This is a genomic window from Pseudarthrobacter niigatensis (assembly GCF_030812615.1).
GTDB classification, from domain to species: Bacteria; Actinomycetota; Actinomycetes; order Actinomycetales; family Micrococcaceae; genus Arthrobacter; species Arthrobacter niigatensis.
Window position 1 is genome coordinate 1 of sequence record NZ_JAUSTB010000008.1, and the last position, 19049, is coordinate 19049.

General features: G+C 67.9%; 13 protein-coding genes. 5 read left to right on the forward strand and 8 right to left on the reverse strand.

Annotated elements, in window-relative coordinates; all coding sequences use genetic code 11:
• Nucleotides 1–89: 89 nt before the first annotated feature.
• From J2T23_RS12755 to J2T23_RS12775, 5 genes are all read right to left on the reverse strand, one after another.
• The gene (locus tag J2T23_RS12755; protein WP_307360476.1) at nt 90–1916 is read right to left on the reverse strand and encodes an ABC-F family ATP-binding cassette domain-containing protein; all 1827 of its coding nucleotides are present in this window, start codon (nt 1914–1916) and stop codon (nt 90–92) included.
• A gap of 32 nt (nt 1917–1948) precedes the next feature.
• Complete coding sequence (locus tag J2T23_RS12760; RefSeq protein ID WP_307360478.1) at nt 1949–2908, reverse strand: 4-(cytidine 5'-diphospho)-2-C-methyl-D-erythritol kinase; 960 nt, start codon at nt 2906–2908, stop codon at nt 1949–1951.
• The gene (gene rsmA, locus J2T23_RS12765; protein ID WP_141181057.1) at nt 2905–3777 is read right to left on the reverse strand and encodes a 16S rRNA (adenine(1518)-N(6)/adenine(1519)-N(6))-dimethyltransferase RsmA; all 873 of its coding nucleotides are present in this window, start codon (nt 3775–3777) and stop codon (nt 2905–2907) included. Before rsmA ends, J2T23_RS12760 begins: the two co-directional genes overlap by 4 nt.
• 110 nt (nt 3778–3887) lie before the next feature.
• Nucleotides 3888–5084: a resuscitation-promoting factor gene (locus tag J2T23_RS12770; protein ID WP_307360482.1), complete on the reverse strand. Its 1197-nt coding sequence runs from the start codon at nt 5082–5084 to the stop codon at nt 3888–3890.
• A gap of 259 nt (nt 5085–5343) precedes the next feature.
• Nucleotides 5344–6249 carry a TatD family hydrolase gene (locus J2T23_RS12775; RefSeq protein WP_307360483.1) on the reverse strand — a complete coding sequence of 302 codons (906 nt, stop codon included), beginning with the start codon at nt 6247–6249 and terminating at the stop codon, nt 5344–5346.
• 164 nt (nt 6250–6413) lie between these two features.
• Here J2T23_RS12775 and J2T23_RS12780 point away from each other — a divergent pair, with 164 nt between their 5' ends.
• The 3 genes from J2T23_RS12780 to J2T23_RS12790 are packed head-to-tail and all read left to right on the forward strand — an operon-like array spanning nt 6414 to nt 11452.
• Entirely contained in the window at nt 6414–7514 is a 1101-nt protein-coding gene (locus J2T23_RS12780; protein WP_307360486.1) for an AAA family ATPase, read from the forward strand.
• Nucleotides 7515–7523: 9 nt separating this feature from the next.
• On the forward strand, nt 7524–8987 hold the full coding sequence (locus tag J2T23_RS12785) for a DUF58 domain-containing protein (protein ID WP_307360487.1): 1464 nt from the start codon (nt 7524–7526) through the stop codon (nt 8985–8987).
• Nucleotides 8984–11452, forward strand: coding sequence for a transglutaminase TgpA family protein (locus J2T23_RS12790; RefSeq protein WP_307360489.1), 2469 nt, complete (start codon nt 8984–8986; stop codon nt 11450–11452). Before J2T23_RS12785 ends, J2T23_RS12790 begins: the two co-directional genes overlap by 4 nt.
• Before the next feature lie 58 nt (nt 11453–11510).
• Here the strand turns inward: J2T23_RS12790 and J2T23_RS12795 are convergent, their stop codons facing one another.
• Together J2T23_RS12795 and rsmI are read right to left on the reverse strand one after the other, a co-directional pair.
• On the reverse strand, nt 11511–13010 hold the full coding sequence (locus J2T23_RS12795) for an NAD-dependent succinate-semialdehyde dehydrogenase (RefSeq protein ID WP_307360491.1): 1500 nt from the start codon (nt 13008–13010) through the stop codon (nt 11511–11513).
• Between the two features lie 204 nt (nt 13011–13214).
• Nucleotides 13215–14090, reverse strand: a complete 876-nt coding sequence (rsmI, locus tag J2T23_RS12800; protein WP_141161150.1) for a 16S rRNA (cytidine(1402)-2'-O)-methyltransferase — start codon at nt 14088–14090, stop codon at nt 13215–13217.
• Between the two features lie 45 nt (nt 14091–14135).
• On the opposite strand from rsmI, the gene J2T23_RS12805 reads away from it, so the two are divergent.
• Both J2T23_RS12805 and J2T23_RS12810 read left to right on the forward strand, forming a co-directional pair.
• Nucleotides 14136–15863 carry a dolichyl-phosphate-mannose--protein mannosyltransferase gene (locus J2T23_RS12805; RefSeq protein WP_307360494.1) on the forward strand — a complete coding sequence of 576 codons (1728 nt, stop codon included), beginning with the start codon at nt 14136–14138 and terminating at the stop codon, nt 15861–15863.
• 67 nt (nt 15864–15930) lie between these two features.
• A complete protein-coding gene (locus J2T23_RS12810) occupies nt 15931–17760 on the forward strand; it encodes an AMP-dependent synthetase/ligase (protein WP_307360495.1) in 1830 nt (609 codons plus the stop codon).
• Here the strand turns inward: J2T23_RS12810 and J2T23_RS12815 are convergent.
• On the reverse strand, nt 17751–18938 hold the full coding sequence (locus tag J2T23_RS12815) for a TIGR01906 family membrane protein (RefSeq protein WP_307360500.1): 1188 nt from the start codon (nt 18936–18938) through the stop codon (nt 17751–17753). The two genes, J2T23_RS12810 and J2T23_RS12815, sit on opposite strands and share 10 nt — an antisense overlap.
• Between the last annotated feature and the right edge of the window lie 111 nt (nt 18939–19049).

Here is a 19049-nt window from a genome sequence, read left to right on the forward strand (position 1 = left end):
TGCGGGCCCACTGCCCATCAGTCAAAACAGAAGTACGAGACACCCCTCAAGCATCCCGGCTAAGCCAAGCAGGGTTTAGGAGACACGCCCTAGTCCCCCAGGAGCTCGGAGGACTCCAGCCACTCGAGTTCCAGGGCGTCTTTTTCGTCCGTGAGGTCCTTGAGCTGCTTGTTCTGGTCGGCGAGCTTGTCGAAGTCGCCGGCTTCAGTGGTCTTCAGCATCAGGTCGTGAAGCTTCTTTTCGTCTTGGTCGAGCTTCTTGAGCTGCCGTTCGATCCGGTTGAGGGCCTTGCGGGCCTCCCGCTTCTCCGCCTCGGAGGGGCCCGTGCCAGTCGCTGCTGCCGCGGCCTGGGCTGCACTGGTGACGGGGTTTCCGCCGCCCGTGACGGTTGAACCGGCCAATGCCGCTTCACGCAGTTCGAGGTACTGGTCCACGCCGCCGGGAAGGCCGCGGAGCCTTCCGTCGCCGAGCAGGGCCATCTGGTGGTCGGTGACGCGCTCCAGCAGGTAGCGGTCGTGGCTGACCACCACCAAGGTGCCCGGCCAGCCGTCCAGGACGTCCTCCACGGCGGCGAGGGTATCGGTGTCGAGGTCGTTGGTGGGCTCATCGAGCATCAGCACGTTGGGTTCACCCACCAACAGCCGGAGGAGCTGCAGGCGTCGCCGCTCACCGCCGGAGAGGTCGCGCACGGGTGTCCACTGCTTCTGGTTGGTGAATCCGAGCTGCTCCACCAGCTGGCCGGCCGTGAATTCCTTGCCGCCCACGTTGAACGAACGCTTTTCCCGCTCGATGACCTCGATGACGCGCAGGTCAGCGACGTCGTCGAGCTCCTTGACTTCCTGGGTGAGGACCGCGGTGACCACGGTCTTTCCCCGCTTCAGCCGGCCGGCGTCGGGCGTGATCTCGCCGTTGAGCAGCTTCAGGAGGGTGGTCTTGCCGGCGCCGTTGACGCCCACCAGGCCGAGCCGCTCCCCCGGTGCGAGGCGGAGGGTGATGTTGTCGAAGAGCTTCCTGCCCTCATCGCCCTGGAAGTTCAGGGACACGTTCTCGAGGTCCAGGACGTCCTTGCCCTGGCGCGCGGTGGCCATCTTGCTCAGGGCCATCGAGTCGCGCGGAGCCGGAACGTCCGCGATGAGCGCGTTGGCTGCGTCGATCCGGAACTTCGGCTTGGCGGTGCGGGCCGGGGCGCCGCGGCGAAGCCAGGCCAGTTCCTTCTTGACCAGCTGCTGGCGCTTGCCTTCGACCACGGAGGCCATCCGGTCCCGTTCGGCCCTGGCCAGCACATAGGCGGCGTAACCGCCTTCAAAGGGGTCCACGATCCCGTCGTGCACCTCCCACGTCTTGGTGCAGACTTCGTCGAGGAACCAACGGTCGTGGGTGACCACCAGGAAGGCGCCCTGGTTGGGCCGCCAGCGCGTCTTTAGGTGCCGGGCCAGCCAGGCCACACCTTCGACGTCGAGGTGGTTGGTGGGTTCGTCGAGCATGATGACGTCGTGGTCCTCGATGAGGAGCTTTGCCAGGGCCACGCGCCGCTTCTGGCCGCCGGAGAGGGCGTGCACGTTGGCATGCCAGTCGACGTCGGACACCAGCCCGCCCATGATCTCGCGGATTTGCGGGTTCCGCGCCCACTCATAATCCGCCTGGTCGCCCACGATCGCGGCGCCGACGGTCAGGTCGCCGTCGAGCACGTCGCTTTGGTCCAGGTACCCGACATTGACGTCGCCGCGCTTGGTGACGCGGCCGGAGTCCGGGGTGGAGCGCAGGGCCAGCAGCCGCATCAGGGTGGACTTGCCGTCACCGTTGCGGCCCACCATGCCGATCCGGTCCCCTTCCTCCAATCCCAGGGTGATGCCGTCCAGGACGGTGCGGGTCGCGTAGGAAACCGTGAGGTTCTCGCCGCCAAGAAGGTGTGCCAAGGGAACTGCTTTCTGCTGCCGGACTGGAAGTATTAAAGGAGGGTGTCGGAGATGATGCGCGCGCCCGGGACCGGGCCGTGGACAGGGAGCGCCGTCAGGCCGTAGCGCTGCAGGTCCTCTGCCAGGGCAGCGGCCGCAACGGAGTCCTCGGCCAGCAACGCCACGGTGGGACCGGATCCGGAGACCATGCCTGCGATGGCGCCATGGGATTCACCGATTCCCAGCGTATCGCGCAGCGCAGGCGCGAGTTCAATGGAGGCACGCTGCAGGTCGTTCACCAGTACGCGGCCCAGGGACTCGGCGTCGCCGCCCCGCAGGGCCGCGAGGATTTGCGGATCAACCCCGGTGGGTTCTTCGGCGTCGATTCCCCCGGCCCCGCGCAGGCGGTCCAGGGTCCGGTACACCTCGGGCGTGGAGAGGCCGTAATTCGCCACTACCAGCACCCAGTGGGTTTGCGCCTTGGCCAGGGCCGGAGACAGTTCGTCCCCCAGGCCGAGGCCGACGGCGGTTCCGCCCAGGAGCGAGAACGGCACGTCAGCGCCCAGTTCCGCTGCGAGGTGGGCCAGCTCCTCACGGGACAGCCCGCTGTTCCAGAGGGCGTCGCAGGCCAGGAGGGTGGCAGCGGCGTCGGCGGAACCACCGCCCATGCCGCCGGCCACCGGTACCCGCTTGGTGATCTCCAAATGCACGCCGGTGGCGTGTTCGGAGACGTCGGCCATGATGGCGGCCGCCTTGTAGGCCAGGTTGCTGCTGTCCAGGGGGATGTCGACGTCGTCGAGGTCCAGGGTGCTTTCCGGACTGAGGCTGATGGTGATGCCGGGGGCAGCGGTACTGGTGGCGGCCACTTCCTCGTACAGGGACACCGCGAGATAGACGCTGGCCACCGAGTGGTAGCCGTCCGCCCGCAGCGGCCCCACTGCCAGGGACACGTTGACCTTGCCGGGCGCCTTGACCCGGACGGTCCTGGCAGCGAACCGCCCTGCCGCGCTCACGGGCGGTTTTCCCTGGCTTCGGCGATCCGGGCGAATGCGGCGATGTCGATGACTTCGCCGCGGGCGGTGGGGTCCACGCCCGCCGCGAGCAGGCAGCGTTCGGCTTCCGGTGCTCCGCCGGCCCAGCCGGCCAGTGCCGCACGGAGCGTCTTGCGCCGCTGCGCAAACGCAGCATCCACCACGGCAAACACCTGCTCGCGCGTGGCAGTGGTGGCCGGTGGTTCGCGGCGGGTGAAGGCCACCAGGCCCGAGTGGATTTTCGGGGCCGGCCAAAAGACGTTCATGCCGATCACACCGGCCTTGCGCATCTGGCTGTACCAGGCGGCCTTGACGGACGGCACACCGTAGGTCTTGGATCCCGGCCCGGCGGCCAGGCGGTCCGCTACCTCGTCCTGAACCATCACCAGTCCGTGCTTCAGGCTGGGGAAATGCTGCAGCAGGTGCAGCACCACGGGAACGGCCACGTTGTACGGCAGGTTGGCCACCAGGGCGGTGGGTTCCACCGGCAGTTCGGTGACCTTCATGGCGTCGGCGTGCACCAGGTGGAAGGCGTTGGCGGCGGCGGGCCGCCATTCCTTCACGGTCTCGGGGAGCTTTGCGGCGAGGACAGGATCGATCTCGACGGCGACGACCGCCGCTGCGGCATCGAGCAGGCCCAGCGTCAGGGAGCCGAGGCCAGGACCGACCTCAAGCACCGTTTCGTCCGGCCGCACGCCCGCGGCCGCAACAATGCGGCGGATCGTGTTGCCGTCAATGACAAAGTTCTGGCCCAGGGTCTTGGTGGGCCTGACCCCGATTTCCGCTGCCATCCGCCGAATGTCGGAGGCACCGAACAGCGGTGCGGGCACGGCGGGGATCGGTTCAGTCACCTAGGTATCCTATCCCGCGCGGCACGCCGGCCCTTCCGGCTAACGGCAATGGCCGGCCCCGGAGTACCCGGGGCCGGCCATTGCCGTCAGCTGCGCTTGTGCCGTGCGGATCAGCGGCTGGCTGCCCAGCCGCAGCCCCACGGCGACAGGCCGCGCTGCGCATAAACGCGGTTGGCGATGTCGATCTGCTGGGCCTTGGTGGCGAGGCTTGCATTCGGCGCGTAAGCGCCGCCGCCGGCGCCGATCCAGGTCTGGATGTCGAACTGCAGGCCACCGTAATAACCGTTGCCGCTGTTAATGCTCCAGTTGCCGGTGGACTCGCACTGGGCGATCTTGTCCCACATGGCCTCGTTCATCATGGCCGGTGCTGCCGCGCCGGTGTTGGCACCTGCAGCGGCGGGGGCCGCCGCGGCCTGGACGGCCGGCTTGGCTTTGGTGCCCACGGTGACCTTCTCGGTGACGGGCTGGACTGCGACATTCTCCGACACCAGGGTGCGGGAGGCCTCCCGGCCATCCACGAGCACCAGCTTGAAGGTGCGCTCGATCTTCCCAGCGGTCCCGGCCTGGGTCACCTGCTTCTCACCCTTAAGCATGTCAGCGCTTTCGGCGGTGACCGTATCGAAGGGGACGTCCTCGCTGGTGACCGCGGTCTGGCCGGTGTCCACCCGGGAAACCTTGATGACCATGTTGTTCACCACGTTGGCGTTGGCCGGCTGCGAGGTGCGGTCGTTGGCGCCGAGGGTCACTCCGGAGTCTTCAAGGACCTTGCCCACTGTGGGGGCGGTGGTGGTGGCCGTGTTGACCTTGCCGTCCGCAACGATGCTGACGGTCTTGGGCGTGGAAATGGCGACGTAGGAACCAGCCAGCGCAAGGGTGGCATCCTTCGGCGCCGACACGGAGGAGGCGCTGGCCACACCGAGTTCGGTCACCAGGTCCTCGACGTCCTGCGCCGTGGTGTTGACCGTCTTCTCGGCCCCGTCAAGGCTGACCTTGACTTCCTTGGCCTGGTTGATGTTGATGATGGTGCCGTCCTGAACGGTGGCGTCCAGGGAGGGCGAGACGCGGTCGCCGGGCTTCAGGTCCAGGTTGGCGCTCTTGACCACCTGTGCCACTGTTCCACCAAAGGACTGCACGGACGACGCTTGGCCGTCCACGTTGAGCGTGACTGTTTTGTTATTGCCCACGAAGGCTACGAGGCCTGCGACCAGGCCGCAAAGCACCAGCAGCTGGGCGCCAACCTTAATAAAGCTGAACTTGCCGTCCGATGTGAAGAACTTGATCACGATTGCCCGTAACTCTCGGTCCATCCGGGCACGGGGAATGCGCAATAAAATGCCCGGAGCAACCTCGAAAGAAAGGAGGGTCCGGGCACCGGTGCGCCGCCACACTCCGCACAGCTGAATGGCCGGATATTGGTCAAGCCGGGCCGGCTGCAAGTGGAGTGAAATTACCCGTTGGCCTTCCCCGACCCCGGCTAATAGTTGTCCACTGTAACCGTAGCGTTATAAAGCAGCCAACATTTTTGCATACCAGGTATACGGCCGGCGGTGGTGCGGCAGGCAGCGATCAGGACCAGGATCCGTATGCCCGTACGGTATTTTCGCTGATTGCGGTGCACAGGGCGGCAAGGTCGGAGCCTGTCAATTCTGCCATGGCCCGCACGGTGTAAGGGACCATGTAGCTCGCGTTCGGACGCCCCCTGTGCGGGTGCGGCGTGAGGAACGGGGCGTCCGTTTCCACCATGACAAGCTCCCGGTCAGCGACCGCGAGCGCGGCCCGCAGGTTTGCAGCGTTCTTGAACGTCAGGGTGCCGGCGAAGGACATCCACCAGCCCTGCTCATTGCACGTCCTGGCAAGGTCTTCATCCCCGGAGAAGCAATGGAACACCACCCGTTCCGGCGCCCCTTCCTCCCGGAGTACCCGGACCACGTCACCGTGCGCGTCCCGGTCATGGATCTGCAGGGTCAGGTCCAGCCGCTTTGCGATATCGATGTGGCGCCGGAACGAGTACTCCTGGTGCCGCAGCCCCGCCCCTTCCGTCCGGTAGAAGTCCAGCCCGGTTTCGCCGATGGCCCTGATGCGGGGATGCGCGGCGAGCTGTTCGATCTCGGCAAGGGCCGCTTCCAGTTCACCCCGGGCCGCGTACTGCGGGGCATCGTTGGGATGCAGTGCCACCGCTCCCAGGAGCCGTTCGTCCAGGTCCACCGCTTCCACTGTGAACCGCGAGGACTCCAGGTCGCAGCCAACCTGCACAGCACCCAGCACCCCGACGGCCTCTGCTGCGTCGAGGGCAGCCTTGACCCCTACCGGGCCCTTTCCTTCCGGGAAGTCCAGGTGGGTGTGGTTGTCCATGACCGGGACCGGCAACGGTTCCGGCGCTGGCGGGAAATCCCTGCGGCGTCCTGCGCCGGGATCCGTGGTTGCATCTGCGGCAGGCGCCCGGTAGGCGGGGGGAATGGACGATTCGCACATCCAATCAGCCTAGCGGCCACATGACTCCCCCATATTTGCCGGAACTCTCTGTCAGGCAGGGCAGTTGTGTTAGTAGTCTGGAACGAACACACGCGCACGCCCACCGAGGGGCGAAGGCAGGCTTGCTGTCACGTCCAGGTGAAACCCGGGCTGAAAGGTTGCCGATGGAACCCCACCGACGCACTGCCAACAATGGAAGCGCACCGAACCTCAACCTGGCCGGCGTCGCCGATCCCGTCAGCCACCTGAACGGCCACAGGCCGGCACCCATGGAGTCCGGGGCCTTCCACGCAGCCGCGCAACGCATCCTGACCACCGTCAACACGGTCATCGACGGCAAATCCGATGCCGCCAAGCTGGCGCTCACTGTCCTCCTCGCCCAGGGCCACCTGCTGGTGGAGGACGTGCCCGGCGTCGGAAAGACCCTGCTGGCAAAAACCCTTGCCCGCACCATTGACTGCACCGTCAACCGCATCCAGTTCACCCCCGACCTCCTGCCCTCCGACGTCACGGGGGTGTCCATCTACAACCAGGCCTCCAGGCTCTTCGAATTCCGGCCCGGTGCAGTGTTCGCCAACATTGTTATCGGCGACGAAATCAACCGGGCATCCGCCAAGACCCAGTCCGCACTCCTGGAATGCATGGAGGAGCACCAGGTGACGGTGGACGGCACCTCCTACAAACTCGATGAGCCGTTCATGGTGGTGGCCACCCAGAACCCCATCGAAATGGAAGGGACGTATCCGCTGCCCGAGGCACAGCGGGACCGCTTCATGGCCAGGATTTCCATGGGCTACCCGGACAAGGACGCCGAGATCGAGATGCTCGAGACCCATCAGGCGGTCTCGCCGCTGGCGAACGTCTCCCCCGTGGTCACAGCCGGCGATGTCGCCGCCATGATTGCCAGCGTCCAGCAGGTGTTCGTGTCCGGGCCGGTGAAGGAATACACGGTGTCAGTGGGCAGGGCCACGAGGGAAAGCCCGCTGCTGCGGCTCGGCGCGAGCCCCCGGTCCATGCTGCAGCTGCTGCGCGCCGCCAAGGCCACGGCAGCCCTGGACGGACGCGATTTTGTCCTTCCGGACGATGTAGGCGACGTGGCAGAGGCAGTCCTGGCGCACAGGATCATCCTTGACCGGAAGGCTGCCGGCGCCGGCGAAACACCGCACAGCGTCCTGCGGGGCATCCTGTCCCGGCTGCCCGTGCCGCAGGCTGCCGCCGGGCAGCCCGACCGGGCCGGGGCCGCCGCCGGCAGCAGGAACCGCTAGGCGGATGCCATGGCCCTCCTGGACAAGCTCCCGCGGCACCTGTTCACCAGGCGCGGGTGGGGCATGCTGGCAGCAGGCGCCTTCGCGCTCGCTGCGGCCCAGGTCATGGGACGCCGTGACCTCCTGACCCTGGCACTGCTGCTGCTTCTGCTGCCCCTTGTCTCCCTTGCCGGCGTCCGCCTCGTCAAACCGCGTTTCCGGGTCTACCGGGAATTCAACCCCTCTCCGGTGGAAACCTCGGCGCCGGCGGTGGTCTCCCTCGCGGTGGCCAGGACCGGCCCGGGCAGCGGGCAGGTGGTCATGGAGGAGCGGCTCCCGGCGCAGTTCGGCCACCCACCCGCCTTCCGGTTCCCGTCCCGCGCCGCCACCGGCGGCACCAGCCGCTACGAATACCACCTCACGTCCAGGTATCGCGGGCAGTTCAGGATTGGACCGGTCACGGCCGAGTTCACCGACCCCTTCGGTCTGTCGCTGCACCGGCGGTCCATTGACGACGGCGACGTCCTCACCGTGACGCCTGCCGCCGTCGTCCTGCCTGCCACTGGATTGGCAGGAGCCCGGGGCAACGACGGCGTCACCGCCACGCGGGTCCGGGCGAACCCGAGCGATGACGACGTCATGACCCGCGAATATCGCCACGGCGACCCGATGCGGAGGGTCCACTGGGCTGCCACGGCCAGGCACGGGGCCCTGATGGTCCGGCAGGAGGAATCCGTGACTACGCCGGAGGCGACCATCATCCTGGACCACCGTTCCGGTGCGTTCGCAGGTGGGCCGGGCACCTCGTCCCCGGGGCTGCGGGGCCACGACGGGCATGCGCCGGCCACCAGCGACACGTTTGAATGGTCGGTTGTTGCTGCCATGTCCGTCAGCGCGCACCTGGCCGAACGCAATTACGGCCTTCGCCTGCTGGATGCCGGCGGCGAACCAGCGTTCCTGCACTCGCCCTCTTCGCCCGAGCCGGCGGCCGAGGAGTACAGCGGCCCGTCCGGCCTGCAGTCGATCGCCGAAAGCCTGGCTGCGATCCACCTCTCCGGCCCGCTCCACCCACGGCGGGACGGCGTACTCCCGGACAAAGGCGGGCGTGCCGCGGAGCACCGGGCCGCGGGAACGCGGACGCATCCGGGCATCGACCAGGGGCCGCCGGCCTTTGACGACCACTTGATGGACAAGCTCTCCGCCCACCGGATGCGGGGGCCGCTGATTGCAGTGCTGGGCCGGATTACCGGCGAGGAAGCGGCGGCCCTGGCTCCGGCTGCCGCATATGGCACGGACGCATTCGCCCTCCTGGCGGTGGAACGTCCCGCGGAGTTCCAGCATGTCCTGGAGGTACTCCGGCAGGGCGGCTGGCGGGCAGTGGCCGCGGGGCCCAACACCCGGCTTTCTGCGGTGTGGGGCCAGTTCGGGCAGGAGCCGGCCCTCCCGGTGGCGCCGGCGTCGGAGGTCCGCCGGGGAGCGGGGGTGGCCAAATGACCATGGCACCGGCCCGGCCAACGGGTGAGGGGCAGCAAGCGCACGACAATCCCGGGGTGCCTGCCCGGCGAACGGGCCCGGGGGCCTATCCCTGGGCCATGGCGGCAGCCATTGCGGCGGCGGCCTGCGGCGCTGCCCTGTCCCTGAACGGCGTCCTTCGCGGCTGGAACTGGTACTGGGCCGCCATGACCACGGTAGTGGCGGTGGCCTTCACCATGGCAGCACTCCGTTCCGTCCGCGCCCAGCCCCTGCTGGTGACCGCCGGCGGGTTCGTGGCCCTGGGCGGGGTGCTGACCCTGACGTTTTTCCGCAGTTCCAGTTTCCTTTGGGTCTTCCCCACCGGAGCCTCACTGCCTGAGCTGGACAAGTTGATCCAGCGCGCCAGCGAAACAGTCCTGGCCGAGACAGCGCCCGTGGCGCCGAACGCCGGAATTGTCATGGTGGTCTGCGCCATTCTCGGCCTGGCCGTCATCCTGGTCGATGCCCTCGCGGTGCCGTTGGGCATGCCCGCGGCTTCCGGCGTCGGGCTGCTGGCCCTGCTGGTGGTCCCGGCCATGATCAAACCCCAGAGTGTGGGCGCCTGGAGTTTCGTTGCCACGGCGGCGGGGTACCTGCTGATCCTTGCCTGCAGCCAGTGGTTCGCACCGGACGGCAGGGTGCAGGGCGGGTCGGCACGCAGCCCGGGGCTGATGCGGCGGGCTGCCGTCACCGGCGCCGTAGCCCTGGCCGCCACCCTGGTGTTGCCCCTGGCCATTCCCGGCTTCGACCGTGGCACCTTCCCGCAGGGATCACGGCTGAACCCGTGGGGCAGCTCCACCGGCCTCAACCCGATGATCACGCTGGGCAGCAGCCTGCGCACCCCTGACGGAAGCGGCAGGATCACGTACGCCACCAATTCGCCCGTACCTCTCTACCTTCGCTCGGTGACGGTGGAGAATTTCGACGGCGACTCCTGGGGCCCGGATGACCGTACCGGCTCCAGGGTTCCGCTGGACGGCCGGATCGACCCCGGCTATCCGGTCCTCACCGACGAGCAGGTGCGCCTTGTCACCGCCATCGACGCCGGGTCCTTCACGAGCCCGTACCTCCCGGTCCCCTATGCGCCGGAAACCGTCAGCGGCCTGGGCGGCCAGTGGACCTGGGATCCCGCCACGCTGAGCATCAAGGGCACTGACACCACCACCCGGCGGCAGGAATACCTGGTGACCTCCGCGGTGCCCAAGCTCACTTCAGCCCTGCTGGCCCAATCCTCGGGTCAGGCCCGGGGCATCGCCGACGTGTTTACCAGGGTCCCGGGCAATGTGCCGGACATTGTGAAAACCACGGCGCAGAGCGTGGCTGGAGGCGCGGGGACTCCATACCAGAAGGCCATGGCCATCCAGAAGTACCTCCGGTCCTCCGAGTTCACTTACTCGCTCCAATCACCGGTGCAGGGCGGCTACGACGGCAACGGGCTCTCGGTCCTGGCCGACTTCCTGCAGCAAAAGAGTGGGTACTGCATCCACTACGCCTCCGCGATGGCGGTAATGGCAAGGCTGGAAGGCATTCCGAGCAGGATTGCCGTGGGTTACGCGCCGGGCAGGCTGACCGGGGCCAGCATCACGGTGGCCGGGCAGGGCTCGCTCCCGGAGTACGAGGCGGATGCGCGCGACGCCCATGCCTGGCCCGAACTGTACTTCCAGGGGCTTGGCTGGGTGGCGTTCGAACCAACGCCCTCCCGTGGAGTTGTTCCCGACTACGCCACCGAGGCTTCGGCATCATCCGGTGCCGAGTCCCTGGGCAACAACGACGGACTCATTCCTGATATTGCCCCGGTGCCCTCACCGGCCGGCACGGCAACTGCACAGCCCGTACCCGGCGCAGGCGGCAGCGGCACCGGCGACGGCCCGCAGTTGCTGCCTTGGCTCCTCGGCACGGCCGGAGCCGGCGCCCTGCTGCTCCTGGCCGGCGCCCCGCATATGGTCCGCGCCGGCACCCGGTCGCGACGGCTGCACCCCAAGCGTCCGGACCTGGCAGTCCCCCTGGCGTGGAGCGAACTGAGGGACCTCGGCACCGACTATGGGCTGCCACCCGGAGAGAGCGAGACGCCGAGGACCTATGCGGCCCGGTTCCGCAGCGCGCTGCTGGGCGAGCCGGACGGTATGGACCGGGACGCCCACGTGGCGGTGGCATCCCTTACCGCAGGCTTCGAACAGCACAGGTACGGCCGTCCCGGCAGTGAACGGCCGGCGGGCGAGGACTTTGCTGCCGGGGTTGCCGCCGTGGAGGAGTCCCTCCAGGCGAACGCTACCCGGTCCAGGCGGTGGGCGGCCTCATGGCTCCCCCGGTCCGTCATGCGCCGCCTGGGGCTGCTGCTGGGAATGCCGTTCAGCGCAGCGGGCCGCACCATCCGGCACCTGCCGCGTCCCGGGGGGCGGGCGGAGCCAGCAACGGACGACGCCGGCAGCAGGTCCCGCGGCGGCTGAACGCGCAGTGCCGGCCGGGAAATTTCCCGGCCGGCACTGTGCTGGTCTCCAGCCGGAATCAGCCGGCGTATGGGTCGGCGATACCGATGTACTGCGTGTAGAGGTACTCCTCGATGCCTTCCAGCCCGCCTTCACGGCCCAGGCCAGACTGCTTCACGCCGCCGAATGGCGCCGCAGCGTTGGAGATGACGCCGGCGTTCAGCCCGAGCATGCCGGTCTCCAGCTTTTCGCCCATCCGGATACCCCGGTTGATGTCCTTGGTGAAGACATAGGCAACCAGTCCGTATTCGGTGTTGTTGGCCAGGCGGACAGCTTCGTCTTCGCTGCCGAAGGTGATGATCGGGGCCACCGGGCCGAAGATTTCCTCGGACAGGATGCGCGTTCCCTCGGCGACTCCGGACAGGATGGTGGGCTGGTAAAAGTAGCCCGGCCCCTCCACCGGTCCGCCGCCCAGGACGGCCTTGGCGCCGGAAGCGACGGCGTCGGAGACCAGTTCGTGGACCTTGTCCCGGCTCTTCGCATCGATCAGCGGCCCCACCTTGGATTCTGGCTCAGTGCCGCGGGCCGTGGTCATCTCCTTCATTTTCGCGGCGAACTTCTCCGCGAATTCGGCCGCGACGGACTCGTGGACGATGAACCTGTTGGCAGCGGTGCAGGCCTCGCCCATGTTGCGGAGCTTCGCCGCCATGGCGCCGGTAACGGCGGCGTCCAGGTCGGCGTCCTCGAAGACCAGGAACGGGGCATTGCCGCCGAGCTCCATGGAGGTGCGCAGCACGTTCCCTGAGGCATCGGCCAGCAGGCGGCGGCCGACTTCGGTGGACCCGGTGAAGGACAGCTTGCGGAGGCGGGAGTCCTTGATGAGGGGTCCGGTGGTAGCCCCGGCCGTGGAGGTGGGAATGACGTTGAGGACACCGGCGGGCAGGCCGGCCTCCTGCATGACGGCGGCGAACAGCTGGGAGGTCAGCGGGGTGAGGTTCGCCGACTTCAGCACCATGGTGCAGCCGGCCGCGACGGCGGGGGCAATCTTGCGGGTGGCCATGGCCAGCGGGAAGTTCCACGGGGTGATCAGCAGGCACGGACCCACCGGCTTCTTGGTGACCAGGAGGCGGGACTTGCCGTCGGGGGAAACGGAGTAGCGGCCAAAGGCACGCACTGCTTCCTCGGAGAACCAGCGCAGGAACTCAGCGCCGTAGGTCACTTCGCCGCGTGCTTCGGCCAGCGGCTTGCCCATTTCCAGGGTCATCAGGAGGGCGAAGTCTTCGGCCCTCTCCGTCACCAGGTCGAAGGCCCGGCGGAGGATTTCGCCTCGTTCGCGGGGCGGGACCTTGGCCCAGGACTCCTGGGCTGCCGCGGCAGCGTCCAGGGCCGCCGCACCGTCCTCGGGGCCGGCGTCGGCGATGCTCAGCAGCACCTTCCCGGTGGCGGGATCCTCGACGTCGAACGTCTTGCCTGAAGCGGCGTCGCGCCACTCACCGTTGATGAGCAGCCCGGTGGGAACGGAGGCCAAAAGCCGGGTTTCGCGCTCGGCGGTAACGGCCGGCTGTGCAGTGACAGTCACGATGACTCCCTCGTCGGTAGGGTTGTGGCAGCCCGTCGCCGCGGCCGGAGTGACCGGGATCATGGGGCTGATTAACAGCCAGACTACTGCGGGGCCCTGCCATGGTCTACGCCGTTGCGCACTGCGGATTCGCTGCCGTGCTGTGCAGCTGCACAGCACGGCACCATGCTTCCAGAGTTGGCTGCCGGGCGTCCTGTTAGGGCCTTAGCGGGCGGCGAGGACCGCTGAGTAGAGCTCCCGCTTGCTGACGCGGACGTCTTCGGCGACGGCGGCGACCGCCTCCTTCAGCCGGATGCCCTGGGCCACCAGTTCGTTGACCGCCGCCACATGGTCTTCCGGGGTGCCTGCCGCCTGTTCGGGGGCGCCGCCCAGGACCACGGCAATCTCGCCGCGGACCTCGTTGTCCTCGGCCCACTGGAGGAGTTCGCCCACCGTGCCGCGGATGACTTCCTCATAGGTTTTCGTCAGTTCGCGGCACACTGCGATCCGGCGGTCCGGGCCGAACCTTTCCCGCAGGGCCCGCAGCATTGCCTCGAGCCGGTGCGGGGCCTCGAAGAACACCATGGTGCGCCGCTCCCCCGCCAGGTCAGCCAGGCGGGAGGCCCGCTCGCCTGCCTTGCGGGGCAGGAATCCTTCGAAGCAGAACCGGTCCGTGGGCAGGCCGGAGAGCGCCAAGGCGGTGAGCACGGCGGATGGCCCCGGAACAGCGGTGACGGGGAGTCCGGCTGCGATGGCCCCCTCCACCAACCGGAACCCGGGGTCCGAGACGGCAGGCATCCCGGCGTCGGTCACCATCACCAGCGTGCTGCCTGCACGTACCTGGTCCAGCAGCTCGGCCGTCCGGGTGGCCTCGTTGTGCTCGTGGTAGCTGATGATGCGGCCGGCAACCGCGACACCCAGGCTTTGGACCAGGCGGTGGAGGCGCCGGGTATCCTCGGCCGCCACGATGTCCGCCGTTCCCAGCAGTTCCACCAGCCGGGCGGAGGCATCGCCCGTGTTCCCGATGGGAGTGGCGGCAAGGACAATCCGCCCTGCCGTCGCAGGGCCGGGCTCGGGAAGGGTGCTGGGGTTCGGGTCCACCCACCAAGCCTACTGCTGCCGGGTCTTCCAGCCGCAAAAGGTAGCATGGGGCTCGTGACGCAGACCTCGACGCGGCCCGCCGGGGCCGGGAAACCCAGCCCGGCGGCATCCTCCACCGGAACCGGCGCCACTGCGGAAGAGACGGCCGGGACGACTTCCCGGGCCTGGATCAGCCGGCCGGACGAAGCGTTCACCGTCGAAGCGCTCAAGGCGAGGCTCATCGGCACCGCCACCTCGTGGCGCGACTATCCGGCATCACTCCGGCTCTGGTTCATCCTGGTTCCGGCCCTCACGGCGGTAGTCGCCGGCCTCCTCCGCTTCGTCCGCCTGGAAGTGCCGCACAAGCTGGTCTTCGACGAGACGTACTACGTCAAGGATGCCTACTCTTACCTCATCAGCGGTTACGAACGCAGCTGGCCGGACAAGGCCAACGATTCCTTTAACGCCGGAAATCCGGACGTCCTGCTGAACACCCCCGAATACGTGGTCCACCCGCCGGTGGGCAAATGGATGATCGCGGCCGGCATGTGGCTCTTTGGGCCGGAGAACCCCTTTGGCTGGCGCTTCGCGGCGGCCCTCACGGGCACCCTGACCGTGCTGCTGGTCTCACTGATCGCCCTGAAACTGTTCCGCTCGCTTCCACTGGCCGGCGCCGCAGGGCTGCTCCTCGCCGTCGACGGCCACCACCTTGTCATGTCCCGCACCTCGCTGCTGGATGTCTTCCTCACGTTCTGGGTCCTCGCCGCCTTTGGGGCACTGCTGATGGACCGCGATGACGGGCGCCGCCGCCTGGCCCACCGGCTGGCCCGCGCCGCTGCCGCGAACGGCGGCCAGCCCCCGGCCGCGGCGCTGCTGGCCGGACCATGGCTGGGCGTGCGCTGGTGGCGGGTTGCCGCCGGGGTCTGCATGGGACTGGCCGTGGGAACAAAATGGTCGGGCCTGTTCTTCCTGGCCGGGTTCGGCATCCTCACGGTGCTGTGGGACCTCAATGCCAGGCGTGTGGCGGGCATCCGCGGCTGGATCAGCGGCGGAGCTATCCGGGACGGGATCCCGGCCTTCCTGGGGATGGTCCCCGTGGCAGGGATCGTCTACTCGGCCACCTGGACAGGCTGGTTCCTGTCGGACAACGCCTACTTCCGCCATTGGGCGGAAAGCAACCCGGCGGCGGAATGGAGCTGGCTCCCGGACTCCGTACGGTCCCTGATCCACTACCACCTGGAAGCGTACAAATTCCATCAGGGCCTGAGCTCCGAGCACCCCTACCAGGCCAGCGCCTGGAGTTGGCTGGTGATGGGGCGGCCCACGTCTTTCTTCTATGAGTCCCCGCCCCAGGGCACCCCCGGCTGCAATGTGGAGAAATGCACCTCTGCCATCCTGTCCGTGGGAAACCCGCTGGTCTGGTGGCCAGCCGCCATTGCCTTGCTGGTCCTGCTGTTCTGGTGGGCCGGACGCCGGGACTGGCGTGCCGGGGCGGTGCTCGCCGGAGTCGCCGCGGGCTACCTGCCGTGGTTCATGTATCCCGAGCGGACCATGTTCTATTTCTACGCGGTGTCCTTCGAACCGTTCCTGGTCCTTGCCCTGGTATATTGCCTCGGCCTGGTCCTGGGCCGGTCCTCGGATCCCCCGTGGCGCCGGCGCTCGGGCCTGTACCTGGTGGTGCTGTTCCTGGCGGCGGCAGTCCTGCTGTCGGCATTTTTCTACCCGATCTGGACCGCCGAAGTGATCCCGTACGTCGACTGGAAGGTGCGGATGTGGATGCCATCCTGGATCTAGGGCAGGATGGCAAGGGAGACCTGAAGGAGCCGCTGCCGCGGCGTGGCAGCGGAAACGGAGACCTGCTGTGAGAGAAGCGAGCACGGAACTGCTGGTTGAGGTTGACGCCAACAGCAACGTGACTGACCTGCTGCTGGAGCAGCACGCCGCCAACCCGGCCCACGCCCTGTACCGGCGGAGGGGGCCCAACGGCTGGGTGGACATTTCCGCGCAGAAATTCCTGCAGGACGTCAGCGCCCTGGCCAAGGGCCTGATCGCCGGCGGCCTGGAGCCCGGCGACACCGTGGCGGTCATGTCCCGAACTTCCTATGAGTGGACTCTGGTGGACTTCGCCATCTGGTTTGCCGGCGGCGTCACCGTACCTATCTACGAAACGTCCTCCGCAAGCCAGGTGCAGTGGATCATCCAGGACGCAGGAGTCCGCCGCGTGTTCGCCGGCGACCGCGCCACTGTACAGCTCGTCAGCGGCGTGGTGGCAGGTTCCGCCGAGCTCAGCGACCGCCTGGTCAACGTGGTGCGGATGGATTACGACGGCGAGGCCCCGGACCTTGCCAGCCTCGCCGCTGCGGGCACGGGCGTCAGCGACGCCGAGTTGGAGCGCCAGCGGAGCCGCGCAGGGCTGGCCGATCTCGCCTCGCTCGTGTATACGTCCGGCACCACTGGCAAACCCAAGGGGTGCGAGATCACGCACGGTAACTTCGCCCTGGTGGCCCGGAACATCGTTGCGTTCCTGCCGGAAATCCTGCAGAAGGACCAGGCCCGCACCCTGATGTTCCTGCCGCTGGCCCACGTGCTGGCCCGGGCCGTCCAGGTGGTGTGCCTCGCAGCGGGGGCAACCCTGGGGCACACCCCGGGCGCGGCGCAGCTCCTGGACGACCTTGGGTCGTTCCGGCCCACTTTCCTGCTGGTGGTGCCCCGCATCTTCGAAAAGGTCCGGGCAACGGCCGCGCACAAGGCCGCCGTCGCAGGCAAGGGAAAGTTGTTCGATGCCGCGGCGGCCGCCGCCATCGGGTACTCCCGGGAACAGGACCGGCAGAGCCGCGGCGACGGTCCGGGCCCCGGCCTGCTCAGCAGGGCCCGGCACGCCGTGTATGACCGCCTGGTGTATCCCCGCCTGCGCCAGGCTTTGGGCGGAGAGGTTGGATACACCGTCTCCGGCGCCAGCCCCCTGGCCTCCGATGACGCACACTTCTTCCGCGGCGCAGGCATTCCCGTCCTCGAAGGTTACGGGCTGACCGAAACCACAGCGCCCTGCACAGCCAACACTCCGTCCCGGACCAAAGTGGGAACAGTGGGGATCCCCGTGCCCGGGACCACCATCCGGGTGGCCGAGGACGGCGAAATCCTGGTCAAGGGAATTGGCGTGTTCAAGGGCTACCACAACAACCCGGCAGCCAATGCTGAATCGTTCGTGGACGGGTTCTTCCGCACCGGTGACCTGGGCGCCCTGGACAAGGACGGCTTTTTGACCATCACGGGCAGGAAGAAAGACCTGCTGGTGACCGCCGGCGGCAAGAACGTAGCGCCCGGACCCCTCGAGGAGAAGATCCGCACCCACCAGCTGGTAGGCCATGCGGTGGTGGTGGGCGACGGCAAGCCCTTCATCTCAGCCCTGCTGACCCTGGACCCGGAAGGGGTTGCCAACTGGCGGTCAGAGCGGGGCCTGCCCCCGCTCCCCCTCACGGAAGCTGCCGGCGACCCCCTGATACTGGCCGCCCTCCAGGAGGCGGTGGACCTTGCGAACCGGACGGTGTCAAAGGCCGAGTCGGTGAGGACCTTCAGGCTGCTTGACGCCGAGTTCACTGTGGAGTCCGGGCACCTGACGCCGTCGCTCAAATTGAAGCGGGCCGCCGTGGTGACGGAGTACCAGGCGGAAATCGCCAAAATTTACGGCTGATCCACCAATTCCTGCTCCGCCAACGCCTCCCGGGCCTCCGGCGCAACGCCGCGGCGGCGCCGGGTGGGCCACGTGAGCACCAGCGTCACGAGGGACGCCAGGAGAACCAGGCCCGCAATGGCGATGCCGGCGTCGATCCAGAACTGGCTCGGGAACAGCCTGATCAGCGTGTCGTCCAGGCTGAAGGTCCAGGACCCGTCGGCAAAGAAGACGCGGTGGAATTCGGTGAAGAACTGCTGCCAGCCCAGGGCCGCCAGTGTGCCCAGGCCCAGGATCAGGACCAGCGTGATGATGGAGCCTGCGAAGAGCCCTCGCCGGACCCCGCCGGTGCTGCGCCTGCGCAGGTACAGGATGGCGATCAACGCCAGGAGCAGCAGCAGCGCACCCGCGCCGACGGTGGAGAGGATGACGGCCTTGACGTCAGCCATGTGGCTGACTTCGCCGTCCTTGAAGAGCTTTTCCCCGCTCCGCTGCACCAGGTCGCCCAGGTACCTGGGGCCGGCCCAGTTGAGGAGGTAATCCACGGCGTAGGAGCCGTAGGTCATCCTGTCGTCGGTGCTGAATCCGTAGCCGTCGCCCGGGAACCCTGGGCGGTTGTACTCCACCCAAAGGAAGAGCGGGGTGGTGACCGCACGGACGGCCACGATCAGGAGGATGAACGGGTAGATGATCGCGAGCAGGACCTGCATGAAGCGCGGCGCCACAGGCTTGGCGTTCGCTGCGCTTTCACGCTGGGCGTTGCGGCGCTCCACTTCCTCTTCGGGAGGACGGACGTGGAGCGCAGAGGTAGGAAGGGGTTCCTTGAACACCGGCGAACCGGGGCTCCCGGCCGGCTCGTCCGCTGAAGAGGCGGCAGCCGACGATGCGGCGCCCGGACGTCCGGCTGTGTTGCTTCCGGGAGCGGAGGTTTCGACGGCGGCTTCGGCGGCCTTGCGGTGGGCCCGGGTTTCCGGCTGCGGGGTTTTGCCCTCTGCCGCAGGTTCCTGGCGGGCCGCCTTGTCCCGGCCGGCTTCTTCCCCACCAAGTTTGTCCCCGCGGGGCTCTTCCCCACTGTTCGTGTCCGCGTCAGCAGGCGTCAGCCAGGAGAACGCGGGCTCGTCGGAATCCCCGGACGTATCCAGCAAAGGCTCCGGCTGCGGCGCAGCGCTTTTGGCGCGGACCGGTGTTTCGTCATTCACAGCAGCGTCACTTCCGTTGGGTTCCGCGCCGGTTCCATTCCGCCGGCGCGATTCATTCTGCTGACGAGCCTACCGTCCGGAACTTCCGCTGGGCGAGGAACCACCCCGGCT